The 22,522-nt window shown below is 70.0% G+C and carries 22 protein-coding genes; 4 read left to right on the forward strand and 18 right to left on the reverse strand.

The features are described 5' to 3' along the window. Window positions 1–21: 21 nt before the first annotated feature. Complete coding sequence (locus BB334_RS15000; RefSeq protein WP_068809295.1) at window positions 22–3,924, reverse strand: DUF3683 domain-containing protein; 3,903 nt, start codon at window positions 3,922–3,924, stop codon at window positions 22–24. A 102-nt stretch (window positions 3,925–4,026) separates the two neighbouring features. Continuing rightward, entirely contained in the window at window positions 4,027–4,431 is a 405-nt protein-coding gene (locus tag BB334_RS15005; protein ID WP_068809296.1) for a YqaA family protein, read from the reverse strand. Window positions 4,432–4,548: 117 nt separating this feature from the next. Here BB334_RS15005 and BB334_RS15010 point away from each other — a divergent pair, with 117 nt between their 5' ends. Further along, a complete protein-coding gene (locus BB334_RS15010; RefSeq protein WP_232756750.1) occupies window positions 4,549–4,968 on the forward strand; it encodes a PsiF family protein in 420 nt (139 codons plus the stop codon). Between the two features lie 40 nt (window positions 4,969–5,008). On the opposite strand, the gene BB334_RS15015 is transcribed toward BB334_RS15010, so the two are convergent. From BB334_RS15015 to BB334_RS15025, 3 genes are all read right to left on the reverse strand, one after another. After that, entirely contained in the window at window positions 5,009–5,830 is an 822-nt protein-coding gene (locus tag BB334_RS15015; RefSeq protein ID WP_068809298.1) for an FHA domain-containing protein, read from the reverse strand. A 108-nt stretch (window positions 5,831–5,938) separates the two neighbouring features. Further along, the gene (gene ttcA, locus BB334_RS15020) at window positions 5,939–6,865 is read right to left on the reverse strand and encodes a tRNA 2-thiocytidine(32) synthetase TtcA (RefSeq protein ID WP_068809299.1); all 927 of its coding nucleotides are present in this window, start codon (window positions 6,863–6,865) and stop codon (window positions 5,939–5,941) included. A 73-nt stretch (window positions 6,866–6,938) separates the two neighbouring features. Beyond that, window positions 6,939–7,688: a pteridine reductase gene (locus BB334_RS15025; RefSeq protein ID WP_068809300.1), complete on the reverse strand. Its 750-nt coding sequence runs from the start codon at window positions 7,686–7,688 to the stop codon at window positions 6,939–6,941. A gap of 217 nt (window positions 7,689–7,905) precedes the next feature. Between BB334_RS15025 and BB334_RS15030 the strand changes: the two genes are divergently transcribed. Further along, a complete protein-coding gene (locus tag BB334_RS15030) occupies window positions 7,906–9,090 on the forward strand; it encodes a class I SAM-dependent methyltransferase (protein WP_068809301.1) in 1,185 nt (394 codons plus the stop codon). A gap of 18 nt (window positions 9,091–9,108) precedes the next feature. On the opposite strand, the gene BB334_RS15035 is transcribed toward BB334_RS15030, so the two are convergent. Together BB334_RS15035 and BB334_RS15040 are read right to left on the reverse strand one after the other, a co-directional pair. Continuing rightward, window positions 9,109–9,912, reverse strand: coding sequence for an alpha/beta hydrolase (locus tag BB334_RS15035; RefSeq protein WP_068809302.1), 804 nt, complete (start codon window positions 9,910–9,912; stop codon window positions 9,109–9,111). Further along, complete coding sequence (locus tag BB334_RS15040) at window positions 9,909–10,529, reverse strand: glutathione S-transferase family protein (RefSeq protein ID WP_068809303.1); 621 nt, start codon at window positions 10,527–10,529, stop codon at window positions 9,909–9,911. Before BB334_RS15040 ends, BB334_RS15035 begins: the two co-directional genes overlap by 4 nt. Window positions 10,530–10,615: 86 nt before the next feature. Between BB334_RS15040 and BB334_RS15045 the strand changes: the two genes are divergently transcribed. Then, window positions 10,616–10,813: a DUF2905 family protein gene (locus BB334_RS15045; RefSeq protein ID WP_068809304.1), complete on the forward strand. Its 198-nt coding sequence runs from the start codon at window positions 10,616–10,618 to the stop codon at window positions 10,811–10,813. Between the two features lie 28 nt (window positions 10,814–10,841). On the opposite strand, the gene BB334_RS15050 is transcribed toward BB334_RS15045, so the two are convergent. Genes BB334_RS15050 through BB334_RS15060 form a run of 3 tightly spaced genes read right to left on the reverse strand, consistent with a single transcriptional unit; the run spans window position 10,842 to window position 15,002 of the window. Continuing rightward, entirely contained in the window at window positions 10,842–12,056 is a 1,215-nt protein-coding gene (locus BB334_RS15050; RefSeq protein ID WP_068809305.1) for a multifunctional CCA addition/repair protein, read from the reverse strand. Window positions 12,057–12,067: 11 nt separating this feature from the next. After that, the gene (locus BB334_RS15055) at window positions 12,068–13,027 is read right to left on the reverse strand and encodes a complex I NDUFA9 subunit family protein (protein WP_068809306.1); all 960 of its coding nucleotides are present in this window, start codon (window positions 13,025–13,027) and stop codon (window positions 12,068–12,070) included. A gap of 4 nt (window positions 13,028–13,031) precedes the next feature. Continuing rightward, window positions 13,032–15,002, reverse strand: coding sequence for a lytic transglycosylase domain-containing protein (locus BB334_RS15060; RefSeq protein ID WP_068809307.1), 1,971 nt, complete (start codon window positions 15,000–15,002; stop codon window positions 13,032–13,034). 72 nt (window positions 15,003–15,074) lie between these two features. Between BB334_RS15060 and BB334_RS15065 the strand changes: the two genes are divergently transcribed. Next, on the forward strand, window positions 15,075–15,641 hold the full coding sequence (locus BB334_RS15065; protein ID WP_068809308.1) for a 5-formyltetrahydrofolate cyclo-ligase: 567 nt from the start codon (window positions 15,075–15,077) through the stop codon (window positions 15,639–15,641). A 10-nt stretch (window positions 15,642–15,651) separates the two neighbouring features. Here BB334_RS15065 and ilvA read toward each other — a convergent pair whose 3' ends face one another. The 8 genes from ilvA to recA form a co-directional block, all read right to left on the reverse strand. After that, the gene (gene ilvA, locus BB334_RS15070) at window positions 15,652–17,169 is read right to left on the reverse strand and encodes a threonine ammonia-lyase, biosynthetic (RefSeq protein ID WP_068809309.1); all 1,518 of its coding nucleotides are present in this window, start codon (window positions 17,167–17,169) and stop codon (window positions 15,652–15,654) included. Between the two features lie 79 nt (window positions 17,170–17,248). Next, window positions 17,249–18,190 (reverse strand): HPr(Ser) kinase/phosphatase, encoded by a 942-nt coding sequence (gene hprK / locus BB334_RS15075; protein WP_068809310.1) that lies wholly within the window; start codon window positions 18,188–18,190, stop codon window positions 17,249–17,251. Beyond that, the gene (gene ptsN, locus BB334_RS15080; protein ID WP_068809311.1) at window positions 18,159–18,644 is read right to left on the reverse strand and encodes a PTS IIA-like nitrogen regulatory protein PtsN; all 486 of its coding nucleotides are present in this window, start codon (window positions 18,642–18,644) and stop codon (window positions 18,159–18,161) included. The genes hprK and ptsN overlap by 32 nt, the downstream gene beginning before the upstream one ends. Window positions 18,645–18,781: 137 nt before the next feature. Then, window positions 18,782–19,111 carry a ribosome hibernation-promoting factor, HPF/YfiA family gene (gene hpf / locus BB334_RS15085; RefSeq protein WP_068809312.1) on the reverse strand — a complete coding sequence of 110 codons (330 nt, stop codon included), beginning with the start codon at window positions 19,109–19,111 and terminating at the stop codon, window positions 18,782–18,784. Between the two features lie 17 nt (window positions 19,112–19,128). Continuing rightward, window positions 19,129–20,580 carry an RNA polymerase factor sigma-54 gene (locus BB334_RS15090; RefSeq protein ID WP_068809313.1) on the reverse strand — a complete coding sequence of 484 codons (1,452 nt, stop codon included), beginning with the start codon at window positions 20,578–20,580 and terminating at the stop codon, window positions 19,129–19,131. Between the two features lie 13 nt (window positions 20,581–20,593). Next, entirely contained in the window at window positions 20,594–21,316 is a 723-nt protein-coding gene (lptB, locus tag BB334_RS15095; protein WP_068809314.1) for an LPS export ABC transporter ATP-binding protein, read from the reverse strand. Beyond that, a complete protein-coding gene (gene recX / locus BB334_RS15100) occupies window positions 21,303–21,752 on the reverse strand; it encodes a recombination regulator RecX (protein WP_068809315.1) in 450 nt (149 codons plus the stop codon). The genes lptB and recX overlap by 14 nt, the downstream gene beginning before the upstream one ends. 20 nt (window positions 21,753–21,772) lie before the next feature. Continuing rightward, the coding region (gene recA / locus BB334_RS17875) for a recombinase RecA (protein WP_068809482.1) at window positions 21,773–22,522 on the reverse strand (750 nt) is incomplete at its 5' end.

Here is a 22,522-nt window from a genome sequence, read left to right on the forward strand (position 1 = left end):
TCCGCCGCCGGCTCCGGGGGCTTACAGCAGCACCCGCTCGATGCCGCCGTTGTTCGCCCTGTTCACATACTCGGGCAGCCAGTTCTCGCCCAGGATGTGCTTCGCCAGCTCGATGACGATGTAATCGGGCTCGAGGCCGCCGGCATCGTCGGTGAAGCGGTGCATGCCCTGCAGGCAGCTCGGGCAGGAGGTCAGGATCTTCACCTTCGCGTCCGGCTCGTCCTCGCGCAGCTTCGCCGCGCCCTTCTCCAGCTCCTCCTGCTTGCGGAAGCGGACCTGGGTCGAGATGTCGGGGCGGGCCACCGCGAGCGTGCCCGACTCGCCGCAGCAGCGGTCGTTGAGATCGACCCGCGTGCCCATCAGCTCGTTCGCCACCTTGATGCCCGAATGCACCTTCATCGGCGTGTGGCAGGGCTCGTGGTACATGTACTTCACGCCCTGCAGGCCGTCGAGCTTCACCCCCTTCTCCATCAGGTACTCGTGGATGTCGAGCAGGCGGCAGCCGGGGAAGATCCTGTCGAATTCGTACTTCAGCAGCTGGTCCATGCAGGTGCCGCAGGACACGATCACGGTCTTGATGTCGAGATAGTTCAGGGTGTTGGCGACGCGGTGGAAGAGCACCCGGTTGTCGGTGGTGATCTTCTGGCCCTTCTCCTCCTCGCCGGCAGCGGTCTGCGGGTAGCCGCAGCACAGGTAGCCCGGCGGCAGCACGGTCTGGGCGCCGACGTGGTAGAGCATCGCCTGCGTGGCCAGCCCCACCTGGCTGAACAGCCGCTCGGAGCCGCAGCCGGGGAAGTAGAACACCGCTTCCGAGTCGCCGTTGGCCTTCTGCGGGTCGCGGATCACCGGGATGATCTTGTCGTCCTCGATGTCGAGCAGGGCGCGGCTGGTGCGCTTGGGCAGGTTGCCGGGCATCGGCTTGTTGATGAAGTGGATCACCTGCGCGCGCACCGTGGGGGTGACGAGCGGCGGCTTGCCGAGGGTGCCCGGCGGCGCCTTCAGCTGCGGCTGGATGAGACCGAAGCGCTTGCCCAGGCCGTGCGCCCAGCGCTGCGCCTTGTAGCCCCACTCGAGCATGCCGGTGCGGATCGCCTTGATCGTGGCGGGATCCTTCACCGTCAGGAAGGCCATCGCCGCCGCCTTGCCGGGGTTGAAGCTGCGCTTGCCCTGCGTGCGCAGCAGGTTGCGCATCTTGATCGAGACGTCGCCGAAGTCGATGTCGACCGGGCAGGGCTTCACGCAGCGGTGGCACACCGTGCAGTGGTCGGCCACGTCCTCGAACTCGGTCCAGTGCGCGAGCGATACGCCGCGCCGGGTCTGCTCCTCGTAGAGGAAGGCCTCGATCAGCAGCGAGGTCGACAGGATCTTGTCGCGCGGGCTGTACTGCAGGTTGGCGCGCGGCACGTGGGTCGAGCACACCGGCTTGCACTTGCCGCAGCGCAGGCAGTCCTTGATGTCGTGGGCGATCTCGCCGACCGCGGTCTGCTCCATGATGATGGACTCGTGGCCCATCAGGTTGAAGCTCGGCGTGTAGGCGTTCTGCAGGTTGGCCTTGAGGCCGTGCGCGGCCTCCCCGCGCATCAGCTTGCCGCGGTTGAAGCGGCCCTCGGGGTCGACCTCCTGCTTGTAGGCCCAGAAGCGCGCCATCTCCTCGTCGGTGAGGTAGTCGAGCTTGGTGAGGCCGATGCCGTGCTCGCCCGAGATCACGCCGTCGAGGCTGCGCGCGAGCGCCATGATGCGGTCGACCGCGCGGTTGGCGGTCTGCAGCATCTCGTAGTGGTCGGAGTTGACCGGCAGGTTGGTGTGCACGTTGCCGTCGCCCGCGTGCATGTGCAGGGCGACGAAGACCCGGCCGCGCTTGACCTCCTCGTGGATCTCCTCGATGCGCTCGAGCACCGGCGCGAACACCGCGCCGTCGAAGGCGTCCTTGAGCCGCGGGCGCAGCTCCTTCTTCCACGAGATCCGGATCGAATAGTCCTGGAGGCGGTGGAACAGGCGCAGGTCGCCGGCGCGGTTGCTGAGCTCGCCGGCCGCGATGCCGTACTCGTCGAAGTGGGTCTCGGCCTCGGCGAGCGGCATGTCGAGGTTGTCGAGCAGCCATTGCCAGCGGCGGCGCACGGCGGTGATGTGCTCGAGCGCGACCTGACGGTGGTCGCCGATGAGCACCGCGCGGTCGACGTCGGCATCCTTCACGTCGAGCGGCAGATCGCCCTGCAGGAACTCGGTCAGCGCATCGCACAGGTCGAGCTTGTTCTTCGCCGACAGCTCGATGTTGATGCGCTCGATGCCGTCGCAGTACTCGCCCATGCGCGGCAGCGGGATGACGACGTCCTCGTTGATCTTGAACGCGTTGGTGTGGCGCGAGATCGCCGCGGTGCGGCTGCGCTCGAGCCAGAAACGCTTGCGCTGCTCGGCGCTGACCGCGATGAAGCCCTCGGCGCCGCGGGTGTTGGTCATGCGCACCACTTCGGAAGCGGCCGCCATCACCGCGTCCTCGTCGTGGCCGACGATGTCGCCGATCAGCACCATCTTCGGACGGCCGTGGCGCTTCGCCTTGGTGGCGTAGCCCACCGCCTTCACGTAGCGCTCGTCGAGGTGCTCGAGGCCGGCGAGCAGCACGCCCGCACGATGGCCGCCGCCGCCCGGCTTGAAGAAGTCGGTGATCTCCACGATCGCGGGAACCGCCTCGCGCACCTGGCCGAAGAATTCGAGGCAGACGGTGCGAGTGTGGGGCGGCATCCTGTGCAGCACCCAGCGCGAGGCGACGATCAGGCCGTCGGTGCCTTCCTTCTGCACGCCGGGGATGCCGCCGAGGAACTTGTCGGTGACATCCTTGCCCAGGCCGATCTTGCGGCAGGCCGCGCCGGCCATGGTGAGGATCTCCTCGCCGAGCGGCTTGTAGCTGAGGCCGTCGAAACGGCGCAGGCGGAAGCGCACCTCCTCCTGCTCGTGGATCTTGCCGAAATTGTGGTCGAGGCGCTCGATTTCCAGCCAGTTGCCGTCGGGCGTGACCATCTTCCACCACGCCAGGTTGTCGAGCGCGGTGCCCCACAGCACCGCCTTCTTGCCACCCGCGTTCATCGCGATGTTGCCGCCGATGCAGGAGGCTTCGGCCGAGGTCGGATCGACCGCGAACACCCGCCCGGCCGCCGCCGCGGCTTCCGCCACGCGCGCGGTGACCACGCCGGCGCCGGTGCGGATGGTGGCGTAGGGCTCGGCCATCGTGCCGGTCACGGTCGGCAGCGCGATTTCCTCGACCGGGCCGATGGCGAGCAGCTTCTCGGTGTTGATCACCACCGAATTGGCGTCGAGCGGGATCGCGCCGCCGGTGTAGCCGGTGCCGCCGCCGCGCGGGATGATGGTCAGGCCGAGGGCGATGCACTCGCGCACCAGCGGCGCCATCTCTTCCTCGGTGTCGGGCACGAGGACGACGAAGGGGTACTCGACGCGCCAGTCGGTGGCGTCGGTGACGTGGGTGACGCGGGCGTGGCCGTCGAAGCGGATGTTGTCGCGCCGGGTGTGGCGCAGCAGCGCCTTGTGCACCGCCTTGCGCCGGCGCGCGGTGGCGTCGAACCAGTCCTCGAAGGACACCACCGCCTGGCGAGCGCGGGTGAGCAGGAAGGCCACCCGCTCGTTGCCGTGGCGGCGGAGATCGACCTCGTTGAGGCGGTGATTCAGCGCGCCGATCAGCGCCTCGCGGCGCTCGCGGCTGGCCAGCAGGTCGTCCTCGAGATAGGGGTTGCGGCGGACCACCCAGATGTCGCCCAGCACCTCGTAGAGCATCCGCGCCGAGCGGCCGGTGACGCGTTCCGCGCGCAGGACGTCGAGCGTGTCCCAGGCGTCGTCGCCGAGCAGCCGGATCACGATCTCGCGATCGGAGAACGAGGTGTAGTTGTACGGGATCTCGCGCAGGCGTTGGGACATGCGGTTACCTGGAAAGCGGCTGGGAGTGGACGTTCGATTCTAGCCCACTGCACTGCAGCATGCAGCAAAAACGCGGCCCTGCCGGCACCGTGGTCATCTGGCTCAGCTCAGCGACCAGGCGATCACCGCATAGCGCGCGGTCTTGCCCAGCGCCATCCACATCAGACAGGCGGCCCACGGCAGGCGCAGCACGCCGGCAGCGGCGCACAGCGCGTCGCCCACCACCGGCGCCCATGACAGCAACAGCACGACGCTGCCGCGGCGGCGCACGAAGTCCAGCCGTGGCGGCAGTTCCTTGCGCGGCACCAGGCGCGCCAGCAGGTAGGTGCTCATGCCGCCGGCGGTGTTGCCGAGGGCGGCGAGCGCCAGAGCGGGCAGCGTGAGCCCGGGGTGGGCGAGCAGGAGGCCGGCGAACACCAGCTCCGAGCCGCCCGGCAGCAGCGTGGCGGCGAGGAAGGAGGAGGCGAACAGGCCGCCGAGCGCCGCGAGGGCACCGCCGTCGATCATGTCCCGACGCCTGCGCGGGGCGCCCGGGGAGGGCGTAGTACGGTAAATGCGTTTGACATGTAAATATGACAAATGCAGAATCTGGAGGCCTTTCGGGCATCAACCACGAGGAGATCCATGATGAAGAAGATGCTGTCCCTGCTTGCCGCCAGCTGCGCCTTCGCGACCCTGGCACCGGCCGAGGCGTGGGCCAATCCCCAGCACGAACGCATGAAGCGATGCAACCAGGAGGCGAAGAGCCAGGCGCTGAAGGGCGATGAGCGTCGCCAGTTCATGAGCGGTTGTCTGAAGGGCAAGCACGAGGGGACGGTCGCGCCCGCGGCGGTGGAGATGCCGGGCGCAGGCCCGCTGACGGCGGCGGTGCCCGCCGCGGAACAGAAGCGCACGGGCGCGGAAGCCCAGGCGGTGGCCGCGCAACCGGTGGCGAGCAGTGCCGGCAGTCGCGAACGTGAGCAGCGCTGCCGGCAGGCGGCGACCGAGCAGTCGCTCACGGGCGCCAAGCGCAAGACCTTCATCAGCGGCTGCATGGCCGGCTGAGATGCGTGGCGCCGTGCGGGCGTGCGCGCCCGCACGGCGCTCAAACCAGATCGAAGAACACCAGGTCGCGGCGGATGTCGGCGGTCGAGAAGCCGCAGCCGAGGCGGCCCGGGCCGCGCAGCAGCAGCTCGCCGTCGCGCACCCAGGTTTCCAGCTCGCCCTCCAGGCCGACCCATGTGCCGTTGCTGCTGCTGTCGACCAGCACGAAGCCGTCCGGGCGTAGCTCGATGCGGGCGTGCTGGCGCGAGGCGCGCGCATCCATGATCACGAGGTCGTTGCCGAGCGCCCGCCCCAGCCGCACCAGTGGCCGGAGCTCCTCGACGAGCACCAGATCCTGCTGGTGGCGCAGGCGCAGGCGCTGCGACAGCCGCGTCAGCGCGGGCATCGAGGTGACCGTACCGGCGCGCGCGCCGACCGCGAACACCGGCCAGTCGAGTGTGGCGAAGCTGTCGCGCGCGAGCGGTTGGGCGCTCGCGAGCTGGCGCGCGGGGCCGTCGAGCAGCATCACCGCGGCGGCGCTGGCGAGTCCCTCGCCGGGGCGGGCGAGCGCGGCGAGTCGGTGGGCGAACGCCAGGCCGGTGGTGGGCGCGCTTCCCCCGTCGGCGCAGCCGTAATGGATCGCGATCGCGGGGGTGGCGAACGGCAGCTCTTCCAAGGTCTCGCGCGCGGCACGCAGGGCCGCGTCGCAGCTCTTGAAGCTCGCCGCCAGGGAGGCCAGCCGTCGTTCGAGGAGCGTGCCGCCGTGAGCGGTGACGATGCGCGCGAGCGCTTCCCGCACGCCGTCCTGAAACGGGAGGGCGTCGGGCTCGGCGGTGCCGCCAGGTACCGCCACCAGCATGCAGAGGTTTCGTCGCTCGGGCATCTGTGCAACCGGCTCGCGCTGCCGCCGCGCGGGATGCGGGCGTCCGTCGCATGATGGTTGAATGGGAAACGGCGCGCAAGCGGGAACGCCGGGCGCGGCCGTGCTGCGCTAGTCGCGTTGCTCGGCGGTTTCGAAGAAGCGCACCGTGGCGCCCGGGGCGGTCGGGAGCGCCACCGGATCGAAGGCGGTGTCGCCCTCTTCGACCGGCGTCTGGCGGGTGAGGCCGGCGAAATCGAACAGCCGAGCGTCGGCGAGATGGGAGGGCACGACGTTTTTCAGCGCGGTGGCGAGCGACTCGATCCGGCCCGGGTAGTCGCGCGCCCACGACTGCAGCATCGCCTTGATCTGCCTGCGCTGCGCGTTCTCCTGCGAGCCGCACAGGTTGCACGGGATGATCGGGTATTCCATCGCGCGCGCGAAGCGGGCGATGTCGGCCTCGGTGCAGTAGGCGAGCGGGCGGATGACGACGTTGTCGCCGTCGTCGCTCACCAGCTTGGGCGGCATCGCCTTGATCTTGCCGCCGAAGAACATGTTGAGGAACAGCGTCTCGAGGATGTCGTCGCGATGGTGGCCGAGCGCGATCCGGGTGGCGCCGATCTCGCGCGCGGTGCGGTAGATGATGCCGCGGCGCAGGCGCGAGCACAGCGAGCAGGTGGTCTTGCCCGCCGGAATCTTGTCCTTGACGATCGAGTAGGTGTCCTCGGTGACGATGCGGTACTCGACCCCGATCGACTCGAACCAGGCGGGCAGGATGTGATCGGGAAAGCCGGGCTGCTTCTGGTCGAGGTTCATCGCCACGATGCGAAAGTCCACCGGCGCGCGCTCGCGCAGCGCGAGCAGCACCGACAGCAGGGTGTAGGAGTCCTTGCCGCCGGACACGCACACCATCACGGTGTCGCCGTCGCCGATCATGTTGTAGTCGCCGATCGCCTCGCCGGCGCCGCGCTCGAGCTTCTTCTTCAGGCGCAGGAAGGTGTTGGAATGGCGGGCTTCCGCCGCCGGGGCGGCAGCGGTGGGGGAGGTGGCAGCGGTCACGTCGGGGCTCGGGCGAAAAAACGTGCCGGATTATACCCTTGCGGCGCGGCCCCGGCCGTGGCGCGGGCTGCGCTCAGAGATGGGCGCTGCGACCGCCATCGACCGCGAGGATCTGCCCGGTGACGTAGGGCGCGTCGAACATCAGGAAGCGCACCGTGCGCGCGATGTCGGCCGGGCTGCCCTCGCGCTGGAGCAGGGTGTGGCGCACGATCTGCTCCCGCTCGGCGGCGGGGAACTGGCCGTCCTCCGGCCATTCGATCGGTCCGGGAGCGACGCCGTTGACCCGCACCTCGGGTGCGAGCTCGAGCGCGAGGGCACGGGTCAGGCCGGCGAGCCCCGCCTTCGCCACGCTGTACAAGGGATAGTTGCGCAGCGGCCGCTCGGCGTGGATATCGACGATATTGACGATCGCGCCGCGTCGCGCGCGCAGTTCGTCGGCGAGCGCCTGCGACAGGAACAGCGGACCCTTCAGGTTGGAGCCGACGAGGTCGTCCCAGGCCGCGCGGTCGATCGTGCCGAGCGGGGTGGGGAAGAAGCTCGAGGCGTTGTTGACCAGGCCGTCGATGCGGCCGAAATGGTCGAGCGCCGCATCGGCGAGCGCCTCGGGCACGCCGTCGCAGCCGAGGTCGCCGCACCAGGTCCAGGCGGAACCGGGGCGCGCCTCGTCGAGCGTGGCGGCGAGGCGGTCGGCCTCCTCGGCGCTGCGGCGATAGTGGAGCACGAGGCGGGCGCCTGCGGCATGCAGCTGGCGGGCGATCTCGGCGCCGACCCGGCGCGCGGCGCCGGTGACCACGATCACGGGGGAAGGGCTGGTCTCGTTCATGCGGACGATTGTCGCCGGAGAGCGGAGCGCGGGGAAGTCCCTCGTCCTTGCAGGCAAGTGAGCTTTCCCGGTGGCAACCGCGTCCGCCGCGTCACCGCCGCAATCGCGGCGTTCGCCGCTCCTGCCGTGCTCAGCGTGACCTGGGGTGGGCGCGTTGTCGCGGGCGGTGTGCGGCGGGGGCTCGGCTACAATGCCGGCTTTTCCGCCGCGCCCCGCCATGACGAACTCCGCCTCCCTTCCGCCGCCGGGCGCCGACGCGCTCGCCCAGAGTGACCGCCTCGCCGAGTTGCTGCGCAGCGAGCTCGAGGCCGCCGGCGGCTGGATGAGCTTCGCCCGCTACATGGAGCTCGCGCTCTACGCCCCGGGTTGCGGTTACTACAGCGGCGGCGCGCGCAAGTTCGGGCCGGGCGGCGACTTCATCACCGCGCCCGAACTCACGCCCTTGTTCGGTCAGGCGCTCGCCGCCCAGGTCGTCGAGGTGATGGCGGCGAGCGCGCCGCAGCTGATCGAGGTCGGCGCCGGCACCGGCCTGCTCGCCGCCGACCTGCTGCTCGAACTCGAGCGCCGGGGCAGCCTGCCCGAGCGCTACGGCATCCTCGAGCTGTCGGGCGAGCTGCGCGAACGCCAGTTCGACACGCTCGCGCAGAAGGCACCGCACCTGGCGGCGCGGGTGCACTGGCTGGACGCGCTGCCGGCGCGCGTGGCGGGTGCGGTAGTGGCGAACGAGGTGCTCGACGTGATGCCGGTGCATCTGCTGGTGTCGCGCGCGGACGGCCTGTTCGAGCGCGGCGTCGCCGCGGCGCCGGGCGCGCAGGGCGAATGGCGGCCGTGCTGGGCCGATGTGCCGGCGGCCGGCGCGGTGCGCGAGGCGGGCCTCGCCCTCGACCTGCCGCGTCCGCAGGAAGGAGAGTACGTCAGCGAGCTCAACCTCGCGGGCCGTGCCTGGATCGCGGCGTGGGCCGAGCGGCTGGAGGCGGGGGCGATGCTGCTGGTGGACTACGGCTACCCGCGCGCCGAGTACTACCTGCCGTCGCGCGCGACCGGCACCCTGCTGTGCTACTACCGCCACCACGCCCATTCCGACCCCTTCCTGTGGCCGGGGCTGAACGACATCACCGCCTTCGTCGATTTCACCGCGATCGCCGAGGCGGCCTTCGACGCCGGTCTCGACGTGCTCGGCTACACCAGCCAGGCCCAGTTCCTGTTCAACTGCGGCGTGCTCGACTGCCTCGAGCGGCGCGGGCCGCGCGAGGGGGCCGACTACATCCGTGCCGCGCGCGCGGTGCAGCGGCTGACGGCGCCGCAGGAGATGGGGGAGCTGTTCAAGGTGCTCGCGGTCGGCCGCGGGATGGGCCAGCCGCTGCTCGGCTTCGCCCGCGGCGACCGCCTGCACACCCTTTAGGCGGTCGCCGGTCGCGCCTCAGAAGTCGCGTTCGCGCAGCCAGTCGGCGATCGGGCGGGCGACCCTTTCCCAGTCGTCCTCGAGCATCATGCCGTGGCCGAGGCCGTCGATGATCTCCGCCTGCTGGCCGTAGGTGGCGGCCGTCATGTGCACCTGGTCGGGCGGGATCAGGTGGTCGTCGCTGGCGCCCATGATCAGCATCGGCGGGCGGTGCATCAGCGACGGATTGGGCAGGTTGAACATCGTCATGTCCCAGATCGCGCGATGCGACTCGGGCTGGCACAGGCGGTAGTAGCGACGCAGGCGGGCGTCGTCGATCGGCTGGTGGAACAGGGCCTCGCGCAGGCTCTCGATGTCGACATCGGTGCCATTCATGATGTTGTTGAGGTCGCCGAGCAGGTGCGGCTTCTTGAACATCAGGCCGACGGCCGAGGCCATCAGGCCCTGGGGCGGCACCGAGGACAGCAGCACCACCCCCGGCGCGTCGCTGCGCTCGAGATACTTCTGCACCACCAGGCCACCCATCGAGTGGCCGATCAGCACCGGCGGCACGGGCAGGTGGTCGATCACCTCGACGAGGTCGTCCACATAGCGGTCGATCGAGAAGGAGTCGAGGTGATCGCGCCGGCGGCTGCCGCCATGACCGGACAGCGACATCGCATAGCTCGACCAGCCCTGGCGGGCGAACCACGGCAGGAAATGCTCCCCCCAGCACCATGCGGCGACGTAGGCGCCGTGCACGAACAGCAGCGGGGTGGGACGGGCGTCACCGGCGGGGGCCTCGTGCAGGATTTCGATTTCGCCGAAACGGGTGGTTTTCATCGGGGCACCTCCATGCCGCGCCTGACCGCAGGGCGGTCGGCGATCGCGTCGTACCAGCGCTTCACCGCAAGATAGCGGCCGAGGTCGATGCCCTGCCAGTCGTGGCGGGCGATCCACGGGAAGGTGGCGATGTCGGCGATCGAGTATTCGTCGCCGGCCAGCCAGTCGCAGTCGGTGAGCCGGGTCTCGAGCACGCCGTACAGGCGCGCCGCCTCCTTGGAATAGCGCTCGACCGCGTAGGGAATCACGTCGGGGGCGAAGCGCAGGAAGTGATGCGCCTGGCCGAGCATCGGGCCGATGCCGCCCATCTGGAACATCAGCCACTGCAGCGCGGCGTAGCGCGCACGCGCCGCGGCCGGCAGCAGGCGGCCGGTCTTCTCGGCGAGATAGAGCAGGATCGCGCCCGATTCGCTGAGCGTGATCGGGGCGCCGTCCGGGCCGTCGAAATCGACCAGGACCGGGATCTTGTGGTTCGGGTTGAGGGCGAGGAATTCGGGGGTGAACTGCTGCGCGTGGGTGATGTCGATGGTGCGCACTTCGTAGGGGAGGCCGAGCTCCTCGAGGGCGATCGAGATCTTGCGACCGTTCGGCGTGCCCCAGGTGTAGAGGGTGATCATCGTTTGTTGTCGTCGTTCGGTGGGGAGGCGGTTGCCGCACATGCCCCGCGGGGGTCTAATGGCAGGCTTTGGTGCCGGGGCGGGCAATGCTCAAGTGGTTCGTGGTGATCGTGGTGCTCGTGCTGGCGACCGGGCTGATGCAGCCCGGGCTGGCGCGGCGGCTGCGGCTCGGGCGGCTGCCGGGCGACCTGCATTTCAGCTTCCGGGGACGAGGATATCACCTCCCGTTCACCACCACCCTGCTGCTGTCCCTGCTCGCCTGGCTGTTGCTGCGTTCGCTCTGAGTCCGAGGGCCCGCGGTCGCAGCGGGCTTCAGCCGGCGAGCGCCGCGCGCACCGCGGCGACGCGCGCTTCATGCACCCGTGCCGGGATCTGCGCCTTGTCGGCGCAGGCGCGTGCGATGGCGCCGGCATCGACCGCACGCAGCGCCGCGAGCGCGCGCCGCCAGCGACCTGCCGGCGCCCACTCGCCGGCGGCGGTGGCATCCCGCCCGCGATGGTCGCAGGCGGCGGCTTCCAGCATCAGCTCGAAGCGCGCCGGCCGGCGCAGGCCGTCGCAGCGCTCGAGCAGCTTCGTCATCGTCTCCGGCCGGAGTTCGTCGGCGCGCGCAAGCACGCCATGCTCGCGCGCGAGCATCACCGCGAGATCGCGGCATTCCACCGGTGCGCGCAGGCGCTCGGACACCGCCTGCGCGATTTCGGCGCTGCGCTGTTCGTGGCCGTAGTGATGGGGCAGGGTGGCCGCCGGGGTGTCGGCCTTGCCGAGGTCGTGGAGCAGGCAGGCCCAGCGCCCAGCCAGCGGCAGGCGGGCCTGGGCGGCGTGATCGATGACCTGCAGCACGTGGGTGCCGGCGTCACCCTCGGGATGGTGGCGGGCCGGCTGCGGCACGCCGAACAGGCGGTCGAGCTCGGGCAGGATGCGGGCGAGCGCGCCGCACTCGCGCAGGCAGCCGATCATGCGCGAGGGACGCTCCTCCATCAGGCCGCGTGCGAGCTCCTGCCACACGCGCTCGGCGACGAGGTGATCGACCTCGCCGGCGGCGACCATGGCGCGCATCAGGGCGAGCGTCTCGGGGGCGAGGCTGAAGTCGGTGAAGCGCGCCGAGAAACGCGCCACCCGCAGGATGCGCAGCGGGTCCTCGGCGAAGGCCGGCGACACGTGGCGGAAGCGCTTCGCCGCGAGGTCGGCGACGCCGCCATAGGGGTCGACCAGGCTGCCGTCCTCGCGCCGGGCGATCGCGTTGATCGTGAGGTCGCGCCGGGCGAGGTCCTCCTCGAGGGTGACGTCGGGGGCGGCGTGGCAGACGAAGCCGTGGTAACCATGGCCGCTCTTGCGCTCGGTGCGGGCGAGGGCGTATTCCTCGCCGCTGTCCGGGTGCAGGAAGACCGGGAAGTCCTTGCCCACCGGGCGGAAGCCGCGCGCGAGCATCTCCTGCGGGGTCGCGCCGACCACCACCCAGTCGCGGTCCTGCACCGGGCGGCCGAGCAGCGCGTCGCGCACCGCGCCACCCACGACATAGGCCTTCATCGGCGGCGCGCTCAGTGGCGGCGCGCCTGGCGGCGGAAGGGGTAGTAGCGGGCGCGCCCGCTGTCCTCGCCGAGCCAGGCGGGGACGACCGCCTCGAGGGCTGTCGGCTGCAGGCCAAAGGGCAGCGGCGCGCCGCTGGCGACGTTGTCTACCCGCATCGAGCGCACGTTGTCCCGGCTCATCAGCGGATTCGGCGCCAGCTCCATCGGCCGCGCCTGCACCATCGCCAGGCTCTCGGGGAGCGGGATCACCGGGCGCGGCCGGCCGACGAGGGCGGAGACGTACTCGACCAGCTCGCGCAGGCTGTAGGCGGTGGGGCCGGCGAGCTCGTAGATCTGGCCGGCGGACTCGGGCTCGGTGAGGCAGCGCCACACCACCTCGGCCACGTCCTCGACGTAGACCGGCTGGAAGCGCGCCTTCGCGCCCGCGAGCGGCAGCACGGGGACGGTGCGGGCGAGGGAGGCGAACATGTTGAGGAAGCTGTCGCCGCGGCCGAACACCACCGAGGGCCGCAGGATGGTCCAGTCGAGGTCGGAGCCGGTGCTGCGGATCGCCGCCTCGCCGGCCGCCTTCGAGCGCTGGTATTCGGAGGGGCCTTCAGCGTCGGCGCCGAGCGCGCTGATGTGGATCAGGCGGCGCACGCCGGCATTGCGACACGCGGCGACGATCTTCTTCGGCAGTTCGACGTGGGCGCGCGCGAAGTCGGGGCCGTAGGGCGAGCCGGAGCGCGAGTGCAGGATGCCGACCGTGTTGATCACCGCGTCGGCGCCGGCGATCAGGCCGACGAGTGCGGCCGGGTCGTGCAAATCGACCTCGAGGACCTCGACGGTCGGCAGCAGCAACACGTGGCCGGCGCGGCTGCGGCGGCGGGTGGGGATCAGCACACTGACACCGGCCGCCGACAGGCGATTGGCGATCGCGCTGCCGATGAAGCCGGAGCCTCCGATGATTACGACGCGTCTGGGGTTCATCTGATCACTCGTTGTTGGCGTTTGGATTCGTGGCCGGATCGGCCGTCTCGGGCGCGGGGCGCGGGGCGACGGTGCCGAGGCGGGCCTTCAGCGACTGCGGCCGGTTCTGCAGCATCGCGGCGTAGATGACGGCATTGGCCATCACCTTCTTGACGTAGTCGCGGGTCTCGTCGAAGGGAATGGTCTCGGCGTAGATCGCGCCTTCGAGCGGCTTGTCGTCGCGCCAGCGTCGGGCGCGCCCGGGGCCGGCGTTGTAGCCGGCGCTGGCGAGCACCGGGTGGTTGTCGAGACCCTCGAGGATCAGGCGCATGTAGCTGGTGCCCAGCAGCACGTTGGTGCGGGGGTCGGCGAGGCGGCCGGCATGGTAGTCGCTGAGGCCGATCTTGCCCGCCACCCACTTGCCGGTGGCCGGCATCACCTGCATCAGGCCCTGGGCGCCGGCACTGGAGCGGGCGGGGGCGACGAAGCGGCTCTCCTGGCGCAGGATGCCGTACACCCAGCCCATGTCGAGGCCCTGGCCGAGCGCCTGGGGCTCGATCAACTCCCGATAGGGAGTGATGAAGCGCAGCGCGAAATGGCCGTCGGCGTCGGCGCGCTCGGCGGTGTTGATCGCGCGGTCGTAGATGCCGCGCTCGAGCGCGAGGTTGGCGGCGGCCACCATGAAGGACTCGTCGCGGCCGTGCAGCGCCCAGTTCCACTCGCGCACCGCCTCGGTGCGCATCTCGAGGGCGAGCAGGGCGAGGGCACGCTGCAGGCCGGGGTCGGTCTGTGCCGCGCGCACGCTGGCACGGCTGACCCGGATGTCGCCGTAGCTCGGCGCGAACGGTCGTCCGAGTTCCTCGCCGGCAAGGATGCCGTAGAAGTCGGCCCGGCCGGCGATCTGGCCGAACACCGCCTCGGCGGCGTCGCGCTCGCCGCCCGCGGCGAGGGCGCGGCCGAGCCAGTAGGTCCATTCCGGTTCGCCGCGCTCCTCGGCGGGCATTGACTCGATCGCCGCCTGCACCGCCGGCCAGTCGAGCGCGCGCAGCGCGGCACGCACGCGCCAGGCACGCTGGCGGGGCGTCAGCGGCGTGTCGCCGGCGGCGGCGAACCAGGACTGCGCCTGCGGCAGCTGGTCCATCGCGCCGTGCAGGGCGAGCACCGAATAGGCGTAGCCGCGCTCCGCCGGGCTCAGCCGGTCCTGGATGCGCAGCAGCCGCACGTAAGCGGGACCGGGCTCGGTGCGGGCGAGGCGGACGAGGGCGGCGAGCGCGTACTCGCGGTCTTCGCGGGAGACGGCGAAATTCGCCGGCAGGCGGTCGAGATACGGCGCGGGAGAGCGGATCGCCTGATCGAGGTCGGCCGTGTCGGCGATGCTGCCGGCCGGCAGCCAGGCGAGCGTGCTTGCCGCGCGCGCCGGCTGGCGGGTGTCGATCTGACGGCGGAAGCGCCACCAGATCGCTTCCTCGTCGACCAGGCCGGCGCCGACCGTGGCCTGCAGCGGCAGGTCGCAGGCGGCGGGCGCTTCGACCAGATCGTCCCAGCGCGCGGCGACCTCGATCGGCGCGATGCGTCCGCCCTCCATCAGGCGGGCGGTCCAGGCGTGGCAGCGCAACTCGTTCGAGGGCCGGAGCAGGCCGGCGTAGAGCTGCAGGTAGCCGGCCCAGTCGCGGTCCTTCGCCAGTCGCCGCAGCCAGTCGGCGCGCAGGCGCTCGGCGAGCTGGCTGCCCGCCTGGCGCTGCAGGAAGGCCTGGAGCTCGGCGGCCGGCGGCAGCTCGTCGGTGCGCGCGAGGCGGTTGAACAGATACCAGTAACGCACGTAGGGGTCGAGGACGTGGCCCTCGTCGGTCGCGGCGAGGCGCTCGAGGGTGTCGCGGTCGCCATTGCGGATCGCGTCGCGAGCGGCAAGAATGCGGCTGTCGCCTTCCTGCGCCGGTGCCGTGCCGCAAAGCAGCATGCCGAGGCCGGCGAGGGCGATCAGAATGCGTTTTTTCATAGGGTCTTGTTCCATCCGGATCGCGCCAACCTTAACACAGTGACGAACCACTTTCCCCCTTCCGCAGCAGGCATGCAGGTCGAGCGGCGCGAACTGCGCAAGCGTGCGCTGGCGGCCCGTGAGGCCTTGCCGGCGGCGCGCCATGACACGCTGACGCAGCGCATCATCGAACACCTCGAGGCCTTGCTCGCCGAGCTCTCGCCGCGGGTGCTCGCGTTCTGCTGGCCCTACCGCGCGGAGCCCGACCTGCGGCCCTTCGTCGTGCATTGGCTGGCGCAGGCGCCGGGGCGGATCGCGGCGCTGCCGGTGGCGCTCGAGGCCGACGCGCCGCTGACGTTCCGCGCCTGGGCGCCGGGCGTCGAGATGGCGCTCGACCGTCACGGCATCCCGATCCCCGCGCGCGGCGACAGGGTCGAGCCCGAGGTGCTGCTGGTGCCGGTGAACGTCTTCGATGCCGAGGGCTTTCGCCTCGGCTATGGCGGCGGTTACTTCGACCGCACGCTGGAGGCGATGCCCGCGACCGCGGTCGGGGTCGGCTTCGAGCTCGCGCGCGCGGCGACGGTATACCCGCAGGCGCACGACCGGCCGATGGACTGGATCGTCACCGAGGCGGGCGCGCGTGCCTCGGTGGCGCGCTGACGCGCGCGTCTCAGCCCAGGAACATGCGGTAGGCGGGGTTGTCGTTTTCGGGGACGCAGTCGTAGGACAGGCGCTGGAGGAAGTCGGCGAAGGCCTCCTCGTCCTGCGGCGGCACCTGCATGCCGACCAGCACGCGGCCGTAGTCCGAGCCATGGTTGCGGTAGTGGAACAGCGAGATGTTCCAGTCGGAGCGCAGGTGGGAGAGGAACTTCATCAGCGCGCCCGGCTGCTCGGGGAATACGAAGCGGTAGATACGCTCGTTGTCGACCTGGGGCGCGCGGCCGCCGACCATGTAGCGCACATGGGTCTTGGCGAGCTCGTCGTCGGTGAGGTCGAGCGCCGGCAGTTCGTGGCGCGCGAGCATCTCCACCAGGCGGGCGACCTCGTTGCGGTTGTGCACCGTGACGCCGACGAAGATGTGGGCGCGCTCGGGGTCGGCGTAACGGTAGTTGAACTCGGTGATGTTGCGGTTGCCGAGCACGCTGATGAACTTGCGGAAGGAGCCGGGCTTCTCCGGGATGGTCACCGCCAGCACCGCCTCGCGCTGCTCGCCGAGCTCGGCGCGTTCGGCGACGAAGCGCAGGCGGTCGAAGTTCATGTTCGCGCCCGAGGCCACCGCGACCAGGTTCTTGTCGCGCAGTTTGTTGCGCTTGGCGTATTCCTTGGCGCCCGCGATCGCGAGCGCGCCGGAGGGCTCGAGGATGGAGCGGGTGTCCTCGAAGACGTCCTTGATGGCGGCGCAGATGGCATCGTTGTCGACCAGGATCATCTCGTCGACATAGGCCTGGCAGAGCCGGAAGGTCTCGTCGCCCACCCGCTTGACCGCGGTGCCGTCGGCGAAGATGCCGACCTGCTCGAGGGAGACCGGCCTGCCCTCGGCGAGCGACAGCGTCATCGCGTTGGCGTCGAGCGTTTCCACGCCGATGATCCGCGTTTCCGGGCGCAGCCGCTTCACGTAGGCCGCCACCCCGGAGATCAGGCCGCCGCCGCCGACCGCGCAGAAGATCGCGTGGATCGGCTTCGAGTGCGCGCGCAGGATCTCCATGCCGATCGTGCCCTGGCCGGCGATCACGTCGGGGTCGTCGTAGGGGTGGACGAAGGACAGCTTCTCGGCCTTCTCCAGCTCGAGCGCGTGGGCGTAGGCGTCGGAGAAGGATTCGCCGGCGAGCACCACCTCGCCGCCGTAGCCGCGGACCGCGTCGACCTTGATCTGCGGCGTGGTGCTGGGCATCACGATGACCGCCCGCACCCCGAGTTTCTGCGCCGACAGCGCCACGCCCTGCGCATGGTTGCCGGCCGAGGCGCAGATCACGCCGCGCTTGAGCGCGACCGCCGACAGGTTCGCCATCTTGTTGTAGGCGCCGCGAATCTTGAAGCTGAACACCGGCTGCATGTCCTCGCGCTTGAGCAGGATGCGGTTGTGCATCCGCGCGGAGAGGTTGGCGGCGAGGTCGAGCGGCGTCTCTTCGGCGACGTCGTATACCTGCGCGTTGAGGATGCGTTCCAGGTAGTCCGGGCTGGCGGTCATGGGCGGTGCTGCGGCAGGCGGGAAAGACGACGAGGGTAACAGTCGATGCGGCACTGCGGCAAGGGTGCCCGCTGCCGCCTCAGATGTCGCTCTCGCCCTCGCTGAGCACTCGCGACTGGCGGTCGATGAAGTCCTGCGTGCAGTCGATGCCGCGCAGCTGGAGGATGGTCGAGCGCACCGCGGCCTCGAGCAGCACCGCGAGGTTGCGGCCCGCCGCCACCGGCAGCACCACGCGCGGGACGGGCACGCCGAGGATGTCCTGCACCTCGTGCTCGATCGGCAGCCGGTTGGGGTCGTCGAGCCCCGGCAGGCGGCGCTCGAGGTGGCAGCTCAGGCGCAGTCGCATCTTCCGTCGGCAGGCGGTCTCGCCGAAGATCGTGCGTACGTTGAGGATGCCGAGGCCGCGCACCTCGATGAAGTCCTGCAGCAGCGGCGGGCAGCGGCCCTCGAGCACGGTAGGGGCGACGCGGGCGAATTCGACGACGTCGTCGGCGACCAGCCCGTGGCCGCGCGAGATCAGCTCGAGTGCGAGTTCGGACTTGCCGGCCCCCGAGTCGCCGGTGATCAGCACGCCGACGCCGAGCACGTCCATGAACACTCCGTGCAGCGAGATCCGCTCGGCGAGCTCACGCGAAAGGTAGAGGCGGAGCTGGTCGATGACGCTGGCCGAGGGCTGCGGCGTGGTCAACAGCGCGACGCCGTGCTGCTCGCAGATTGCGGCGACGACCCCGGGGGTCTCGCAGCCGTCGGCGACGATGATGCCCGGCGGGTGGCTGGAGAGGATCTCGCGCAGGTGGTGGCCGACCTTCTCCTGCGACTGCCGGCGCGCCCAGCCGAGCTCGGCGGCGCCGATGATCTGCAGTCGGGTGGGATGGATCAGGTTGAGGTGGCCGACCAGGTCGGCGGGCCAGATGCGTTCGTCGGGAACCGACAGCATCGCCTCGAGGCTGCCGCTCACATGGGTGAGCTGCAGGCGCTCGCGCTGGATCTCATACAGTCGGAGGAGGCTGGTCTGCTGCATGGCCGCTCCAGTCCAGGAAGAGCTGGTGGATGTGCGCGGCGTCCGGGGCGGCCTGCAGCGCCTCGCGGAAGCTCCGGTCGCTGAACATCTGCGCCAGTTCGGACAGCAGCTGGAGATGAGTCTCGTTGGCCTGTTCCGGCACGAGCAGCACGAACAGCAGGCTGACCGGCCGCCCGTCGGGGGCGTCGAACGGCACCGGCGCGGCGAGGCGGAAGAAGGCGCCGGCCGCGTCCTGCAGCCCCTTGATGCGGCCGTGGGGAATCGCGATTCCCTGGCCGAGACCGGTGGAGCCGAGGCGCTCGCGCGCGAACAGGCTGTCGAACACCGTGCTGCGCGCGATGCCCTGGTTGTTCTCGAAGATCAGGCCGGCCTGCTCGAACACGCGCTTCTTGCTGCTCGCGTCGAGGTCGACCACGATATTGGTCGGCGGCAGGAGTCGGGGTATCAGGCTCATTCGGAGGGGTGCTTGCGCGGCGCCTGGGTCACTGGCGCCACGCAAGGCGGTCGGACATTCGGCGGGCGGGCGAGCCGCATCGTGAAAACGCCGGCATTATACCCATACCCTACGACGAAAGACGTAAGCGACCGGTATTACTCTTCTTCCTCGCCCGGGATGTGCTTGAGCGACTCGTGGTTGTGGTCGCCGGCCTTCTGCTTGTACTTGACGATCTGGCGGTCGAGCTTGTCGGCCATCGAGTCGATCGCCGCGTACAGGTCGGTGTCGTCGCTCTCGACGAAGATCGACTTGCCGCGCACCTGCACGGTGACCTCGGCCTTCTGCTTGAGTTTCTCGACCGAGATGATGACGCTGGCGCTGGTGACGTTATCGACGTGGGCGATCGCGCGCTCGACCTTGCTGGTGACGTAGTCGCGGATCGCCGGGGTGATGTCGATGTGACGGCCGGTGAGATTGAAGTTCATGACAATTCCTCTTTTTTCTAGATCGTCTTGCGCTGGCTGACCGGCGGGATGCTCATCGTTTCGCGGTACTTCGCGATCGTGCGTCGCGCCACGACGATGCCCTGCTGGCCCAATAGATCGGCGATCTTCGCGTCGGACAGGGGCTTCTTCCCGTCCTCGGCCTCCACCAGCTGGCGGATCAGCGCCCGAATCGCCGTGGAGGAGGCTGCGCCGCCGGTGTCGGTGGCGACGTGACTGCCGAAAAAGTACTTGAACTCGAACACTCCACGCGGGGTTGCCATGTACTTCTGGGTGGTGACCCGCGAAACCGTGGATTCGTGAAGCTCGAGCTGGTCGGCGATCTCCCTGAGCGTGAGTGGCCGCATTGCCACGGCTCCATGATCGAAGAACTGCCTCTGCTGGTCAACGATGGCCTGGGCGACGCGCAGGATGGTGTCGAAGCGCTGCTGGACGTTCTTGATCAGCCAGCGCGCCTCCTGCAGCTGGGCAGGCAGTTCGCCGCCCTGGCCGCGGTGCTGCTGCAGGATGCTGGCATAGAGCTGGTTGATCCGCAGGCGCGGCATCGCCTCCGCGTTGAGGCCGACCGTCCACCGTCCGCGCGTCTTGCGCACGACGACGTCGGGCAGCACGTAGCGGGTGTCGTCGCTGCCGTGGCGCGCGCCCGGATGCGGGTCGAGGCTGCAGATCAGCGCGTGTGCCGCGCGCAGCGCGTCGTCGTCGCAGCCGGTCAGGCGCTTGATGCGGGCGAAGTTACGCTCGGCGAGCAGCTCGAGATGGCCCTCGACGATGGTCAGCGCGAGCTTGCGCACCGGGTCCTCGGGCATTGCCCGCAGCTGCAGCCCGAGGCACTCCTGCGGGCTGCGCGCGGCGATGCCGGCGGGCTCCAGGCTCTGCACCTGGCGCAGCGCGATCTCGAGCTCCTCGAGCTCGACGCCGTGCTCGGCGGGCACCAGCGCGAGCAACTCCTCCAGCGTCTGGTGCAGGTAGCCATCGTCGTCGAGCGCCTCGACGACCAGGCGCGCGAGCGCGCGGTCGCGGTCGCACATCTGCGACAGCGCGATCTGCTGGTCGAGGTGCTCGCGCAGCGAGGTCTCTGCCGGCTGGAATTCCTGGAAATCGACCTCCTCGTCATTGTCGCGATCGCGCGTGCTCGACGCGCCCGGCGCACTGCCGGTGTCGCTCCAGTCGATGCCCTGTTGTTCCTCGTGCGCCGCGTCGCGATTGTCCTGCTCGCTCGGCTGCTCGCTGCCATTGACCCCGTCCTGCGCGCTGCCGGCGGCGGGCGTGGGGCCGGACGCGTACTCGCCGCCATCGGGTTCGTCGCGCTCGAGCATCGGATTCTCGAGCAGGAAACGCTCGATTTCCTGGTTCAGCTCGAGCGTGGACAGCTGCAGCAGACGGATCGACTGCTGCAGCTGGGGCGTCAGCGTGAGGTGCTGGGAGAGCTTGAGCTGAAGGCTGGGTTTCATGGGGAGGTGCGGCTCACAGGCGGAAGTGCTCGCCGAGATAGACGCGGCGTACCTGTTCGTTCTCGATGATTTCCGAAGGCTTGCCGCTGGCAAGCACGCGGCCCTCGCTGATGATGTAGGCGCGGTCGCAGATGCCGAGCGTCTCGCGCACGTTGTGGTCCGTGATCAGCACGCCGATGCCGCGCGCGCGCAGGAAGCCGATGATCTTCTGGATGTCCAGCACCGCGATCGGGTCCACCCCGGCGAAGGGCTCGTCGAGCAGAATCAGGCGCGGGTCGGTGGCGAGCGCGCGCGCGATCTCGCAGCGCCGCCGCTCGCCGCCGGAGAGCGACACCGCGGTGTTGTTGCGCAGGTGGGTGATGCCGAGTTCCTCGAGCAGGGTCTCGAGCCGGGTGTCGACCTCCTCGTCCTCCAGGCCCTGCAGCTCGAGCACCGCGCGGATGTTCTCGGCCACGGTGAGCTTGCGGAACACGCTCATCTCCTGCGGCAGGTAGGACAGGCCGCGGCGTGCGCGCTCATGGATCGGCAGGTGGGTGAGGCGGGCGTCGTCGAGCAGGATCTCGCCACCATCGGCGCGCACCAGGCCGACGATCATGTAGAAGCAGGTCGTCTTGCCGGCGCCGTTCGGACCGAGCAGGCCGACCACCTCGCCGGCGTCGACCTCGAAGCCGACATCATGGACGACGGTGCGCGCCTTGTAGCGCTTCTGCAGGCCGGTGACTTTAAGCAGGCTCATCGGGTCGCTCTTTGAGCAGCTTGCGGATCAGGTCGACCGCAAAGCCGCGGGTTTGCAGGAAGCGCGCCTGGCGCGCCCACTCGCGCGCATCGGCCGGCGGCGCCGCGAAGCGGCCGCGCAGCACCGCGCGCGCACGATCCAGTTCGGATTCTAGGCACTCGGTCTCGAGCGCGGCGTCGACCAATTCACGGTCGACCCCGCGGCGAAGCAACTCGCCGCGCAGGCGGGTGGCGCCGAAGCGCGCGGCCTTGCTGCGCACCCAGGCCTCGGCGAAGCGGCGGTCGGAGAGCAGGCCGAGCTCGGCGACGCGGTCGAGCACCGCCTCGACCTCGGCCTCGGTACCGTGCGGGGCGAGCTTCTGCGCCAGCTCGGTGCGCGAGTGATCACGCCGGGCGAGGTGGCGAAGCGCGCGCGCGCGCAGGCTCGGCCCGTCCATCGTTGCAGGCGTCTCCGGTTTCAGGCCGCGGTGCTGCCGGCTTCCGACGCCTTGCCGGCTTCGGTCGCGGCGGTGGCGATGGTCGCCATCAACGGCAGACCGACATTGGCGCGGATCTTGTTCTCCACCTCGCGCGCCAGCCCCGGATTGGCGCGCAGGAACTCGCGCACGTTGTCCTTGCCCTGGCCGATCTTGTCGCCGTTGTAGGCGTACCACGAACCCGACTTGTCGAGGATCTTGTGCTCCACGCCGAGGTCGATGATCTCGCCCTCGCGCGAGATGCCCTCGCCGTAGAGAATGTCGAAGTGGGCTTCCTTGAACGGCGGCGACACCTTGTTCTTGACCACCTTGACGCGGGTCTCGGAGCCGACCACCTCGTCGCCCTTCTTGATCGTGCCGGTGCGGCGGATGTCCATCCGCACCGAGGCGTAGAACTTGAGCGCGTTGCCGCCGGTGGTGGTCTCGGGGCTGCCGAACATGACACCGATCTTCATCCGGATCTGGTTGATGAAGATGACGAGGGTGTTGGTGCGCTTGATGTTGGCGGTGAGCTTGCGCAGCGCCTGCGACATCAGGCGTGCCTGCAGGCCGGGCAGCTGGTCGCCCATGTCGCCCTCGATCTCCGCCTTCGGGGTGAGCGCGGCGACCGAGTCGATGACGACGATGTCCACCCCGCCCGAACGCACCAGCATGTCGGCGATCTCGAGCGCCTGTTCGCCGGTGTCGGGTTGCGAGATCAGCAGGTCGTCGATGTTCACGCCCAGCTTCTC

It is taken from the genome of Thauera phenolivorans (genome assembly GCF_001696715.1).
GTDB lineage: Bacteria > Pseudomonadota > Gammaproteobacteria > Burkholderiales > Rhodocyclaceae > Thauera > Thauera phenolivorans.

Bases quoted from the DNA above. Each gene is read 5' to 3' on its own strand.
- BB334_RS15000 (WP_068809295.1), bottom strand. From the start codon at position 3,924: ATGTCCCAACGCCTGCGCGAGATCCCGTACAACTACACCTCGTTCTCC.
- BB334_RS15005 (WP_068809296.1), bottom strand. From the start codon at position 4,431: ATGATCGACGGCGGTGCCCTCGCGGCGCTCGGCGGCCTGTTCGCCTCC.
- BB334_RS15010 (WP_232756750.1), top strand. From the start codon at position 4,549: ATGATGAAGAAGATGCTGTCCCTGCTTGCCGCCAGCTGCGCCTTCGCG.
- BB334_RS15015 (WP_068809298.1), bottom strand. From the start codon at position 5,830: ATGCCCGAGCGACGAAACCTCTGCATGCTGGTGGCGGTACCTGGCGGC.
- BB334_RS15025 (WP_068809300.1), bottom strand. From the start codon at position 7,688: ATGAACGAGACCAGCCCTTCCCCCGTGATCGTGGTCACCGGCGCCGCG.
- BB334_RS15030 (WP_068809301.1), top strand. From the start codon at position 7,906: ATGACGAACTCCGCCTCCCTTCCGCCGCCGGGCGCCGACGCGCTCGCC.
- BB334_RS15035 (WP_068809302.1), bottom strand. From the start codon at position 9,912: ATGAAAACCACCCGTTTCGGCGAAATCGAAATCCTGCACGAGGCCCCC.
- BB334_RS15040 (WP_068809303.1), bottom strand. From the start codon at position 10,529: ATGATCACCCTCTACACCTGGGGCACGCCGAACGGTCGCAAGATCTCG.
- BB334_RS15045 (WP_068809304.1), top strand. From the start codon at position 10,616: ATGCTCAAGTGGTTCGTGGTGATCGTGGTGCTCGTGCTGGCGACCGGG.
- BB334_RS15050 (WP_068809305.1), bottom strand. From the start codon at position 12,056: ATGAAGGCCTATGTCGTGGGTGGCGCGGTGCGCGACGCGCTGCTCGGC.
- BB334_RS15055 (WP_068809306.1), bottom strand. From the start codon at position 13,027: ATGAACCCCAGACGCGTCGTAATCATCGGAGGCTCCGGCTTCATCGGC.
- BB334_RS15060 (WP_068809307.1), bottom strand. From the start codon at position 15,002: ATGAAAAAACGCATTCTGATCGCCCTCGCCGGCCTCGGCATGCTGCTT.
- BB334_RS15065 (WP_068809308.1), top strand. From the start codon at position 15,075: ATGCAGGTCGAGCGGCGCGAACTGCGCAAGCGTGCGCTGGCGGCCCGT.
- ilvA (WP_068809309.1), bottom strand. From the start codon at position 17,169: ATGACCGCCAGCCCGGACTACCTGGAACGCATCCTCAACGCGCAGGTA.
- hprK (WP_068809310.1), bottom strand. From the start codon at position 18,190: ATGCAGCAGACCAGCCTCCTCCGACTGTATGAGATCCAGCGCGAGCGC.
- ptsN (WP_068809311.1), bottom strand. From the start codon at position 18,644: ATGAGCCTGATACCCCGACTCCTGCCGCCGACCAATATCGTGGTCGAC.
- hpf (WP_068809312.1), bottom strand. From the start codon at position 19,111: ATGAACTTCAATCTCACCGGCCGTCACATCGACATCACCCCGGCGATC.
- BB334_RS15090 (WP_068809313.1), bottom strand. From the start codon at position 20,580: ATGAAACCCAGCCTTCAGCTCAAGCTCTCCCAGCACCTCACGCTGACG.
- lptB (WP_068809314.1), bottom strand. From the start codon at position 21,316: ATGAGCCTGCTTAAAGTCACCGGCCTGCAGAAGCGCTACAAGGCGCGC.
- recX (WP_068809315.1), bottom strand. From the start codon at position 21,752: ATGGACGGGCCGAGCCTGCGCGCGCGCGCGCTTCGCCACCTCGCCCGG.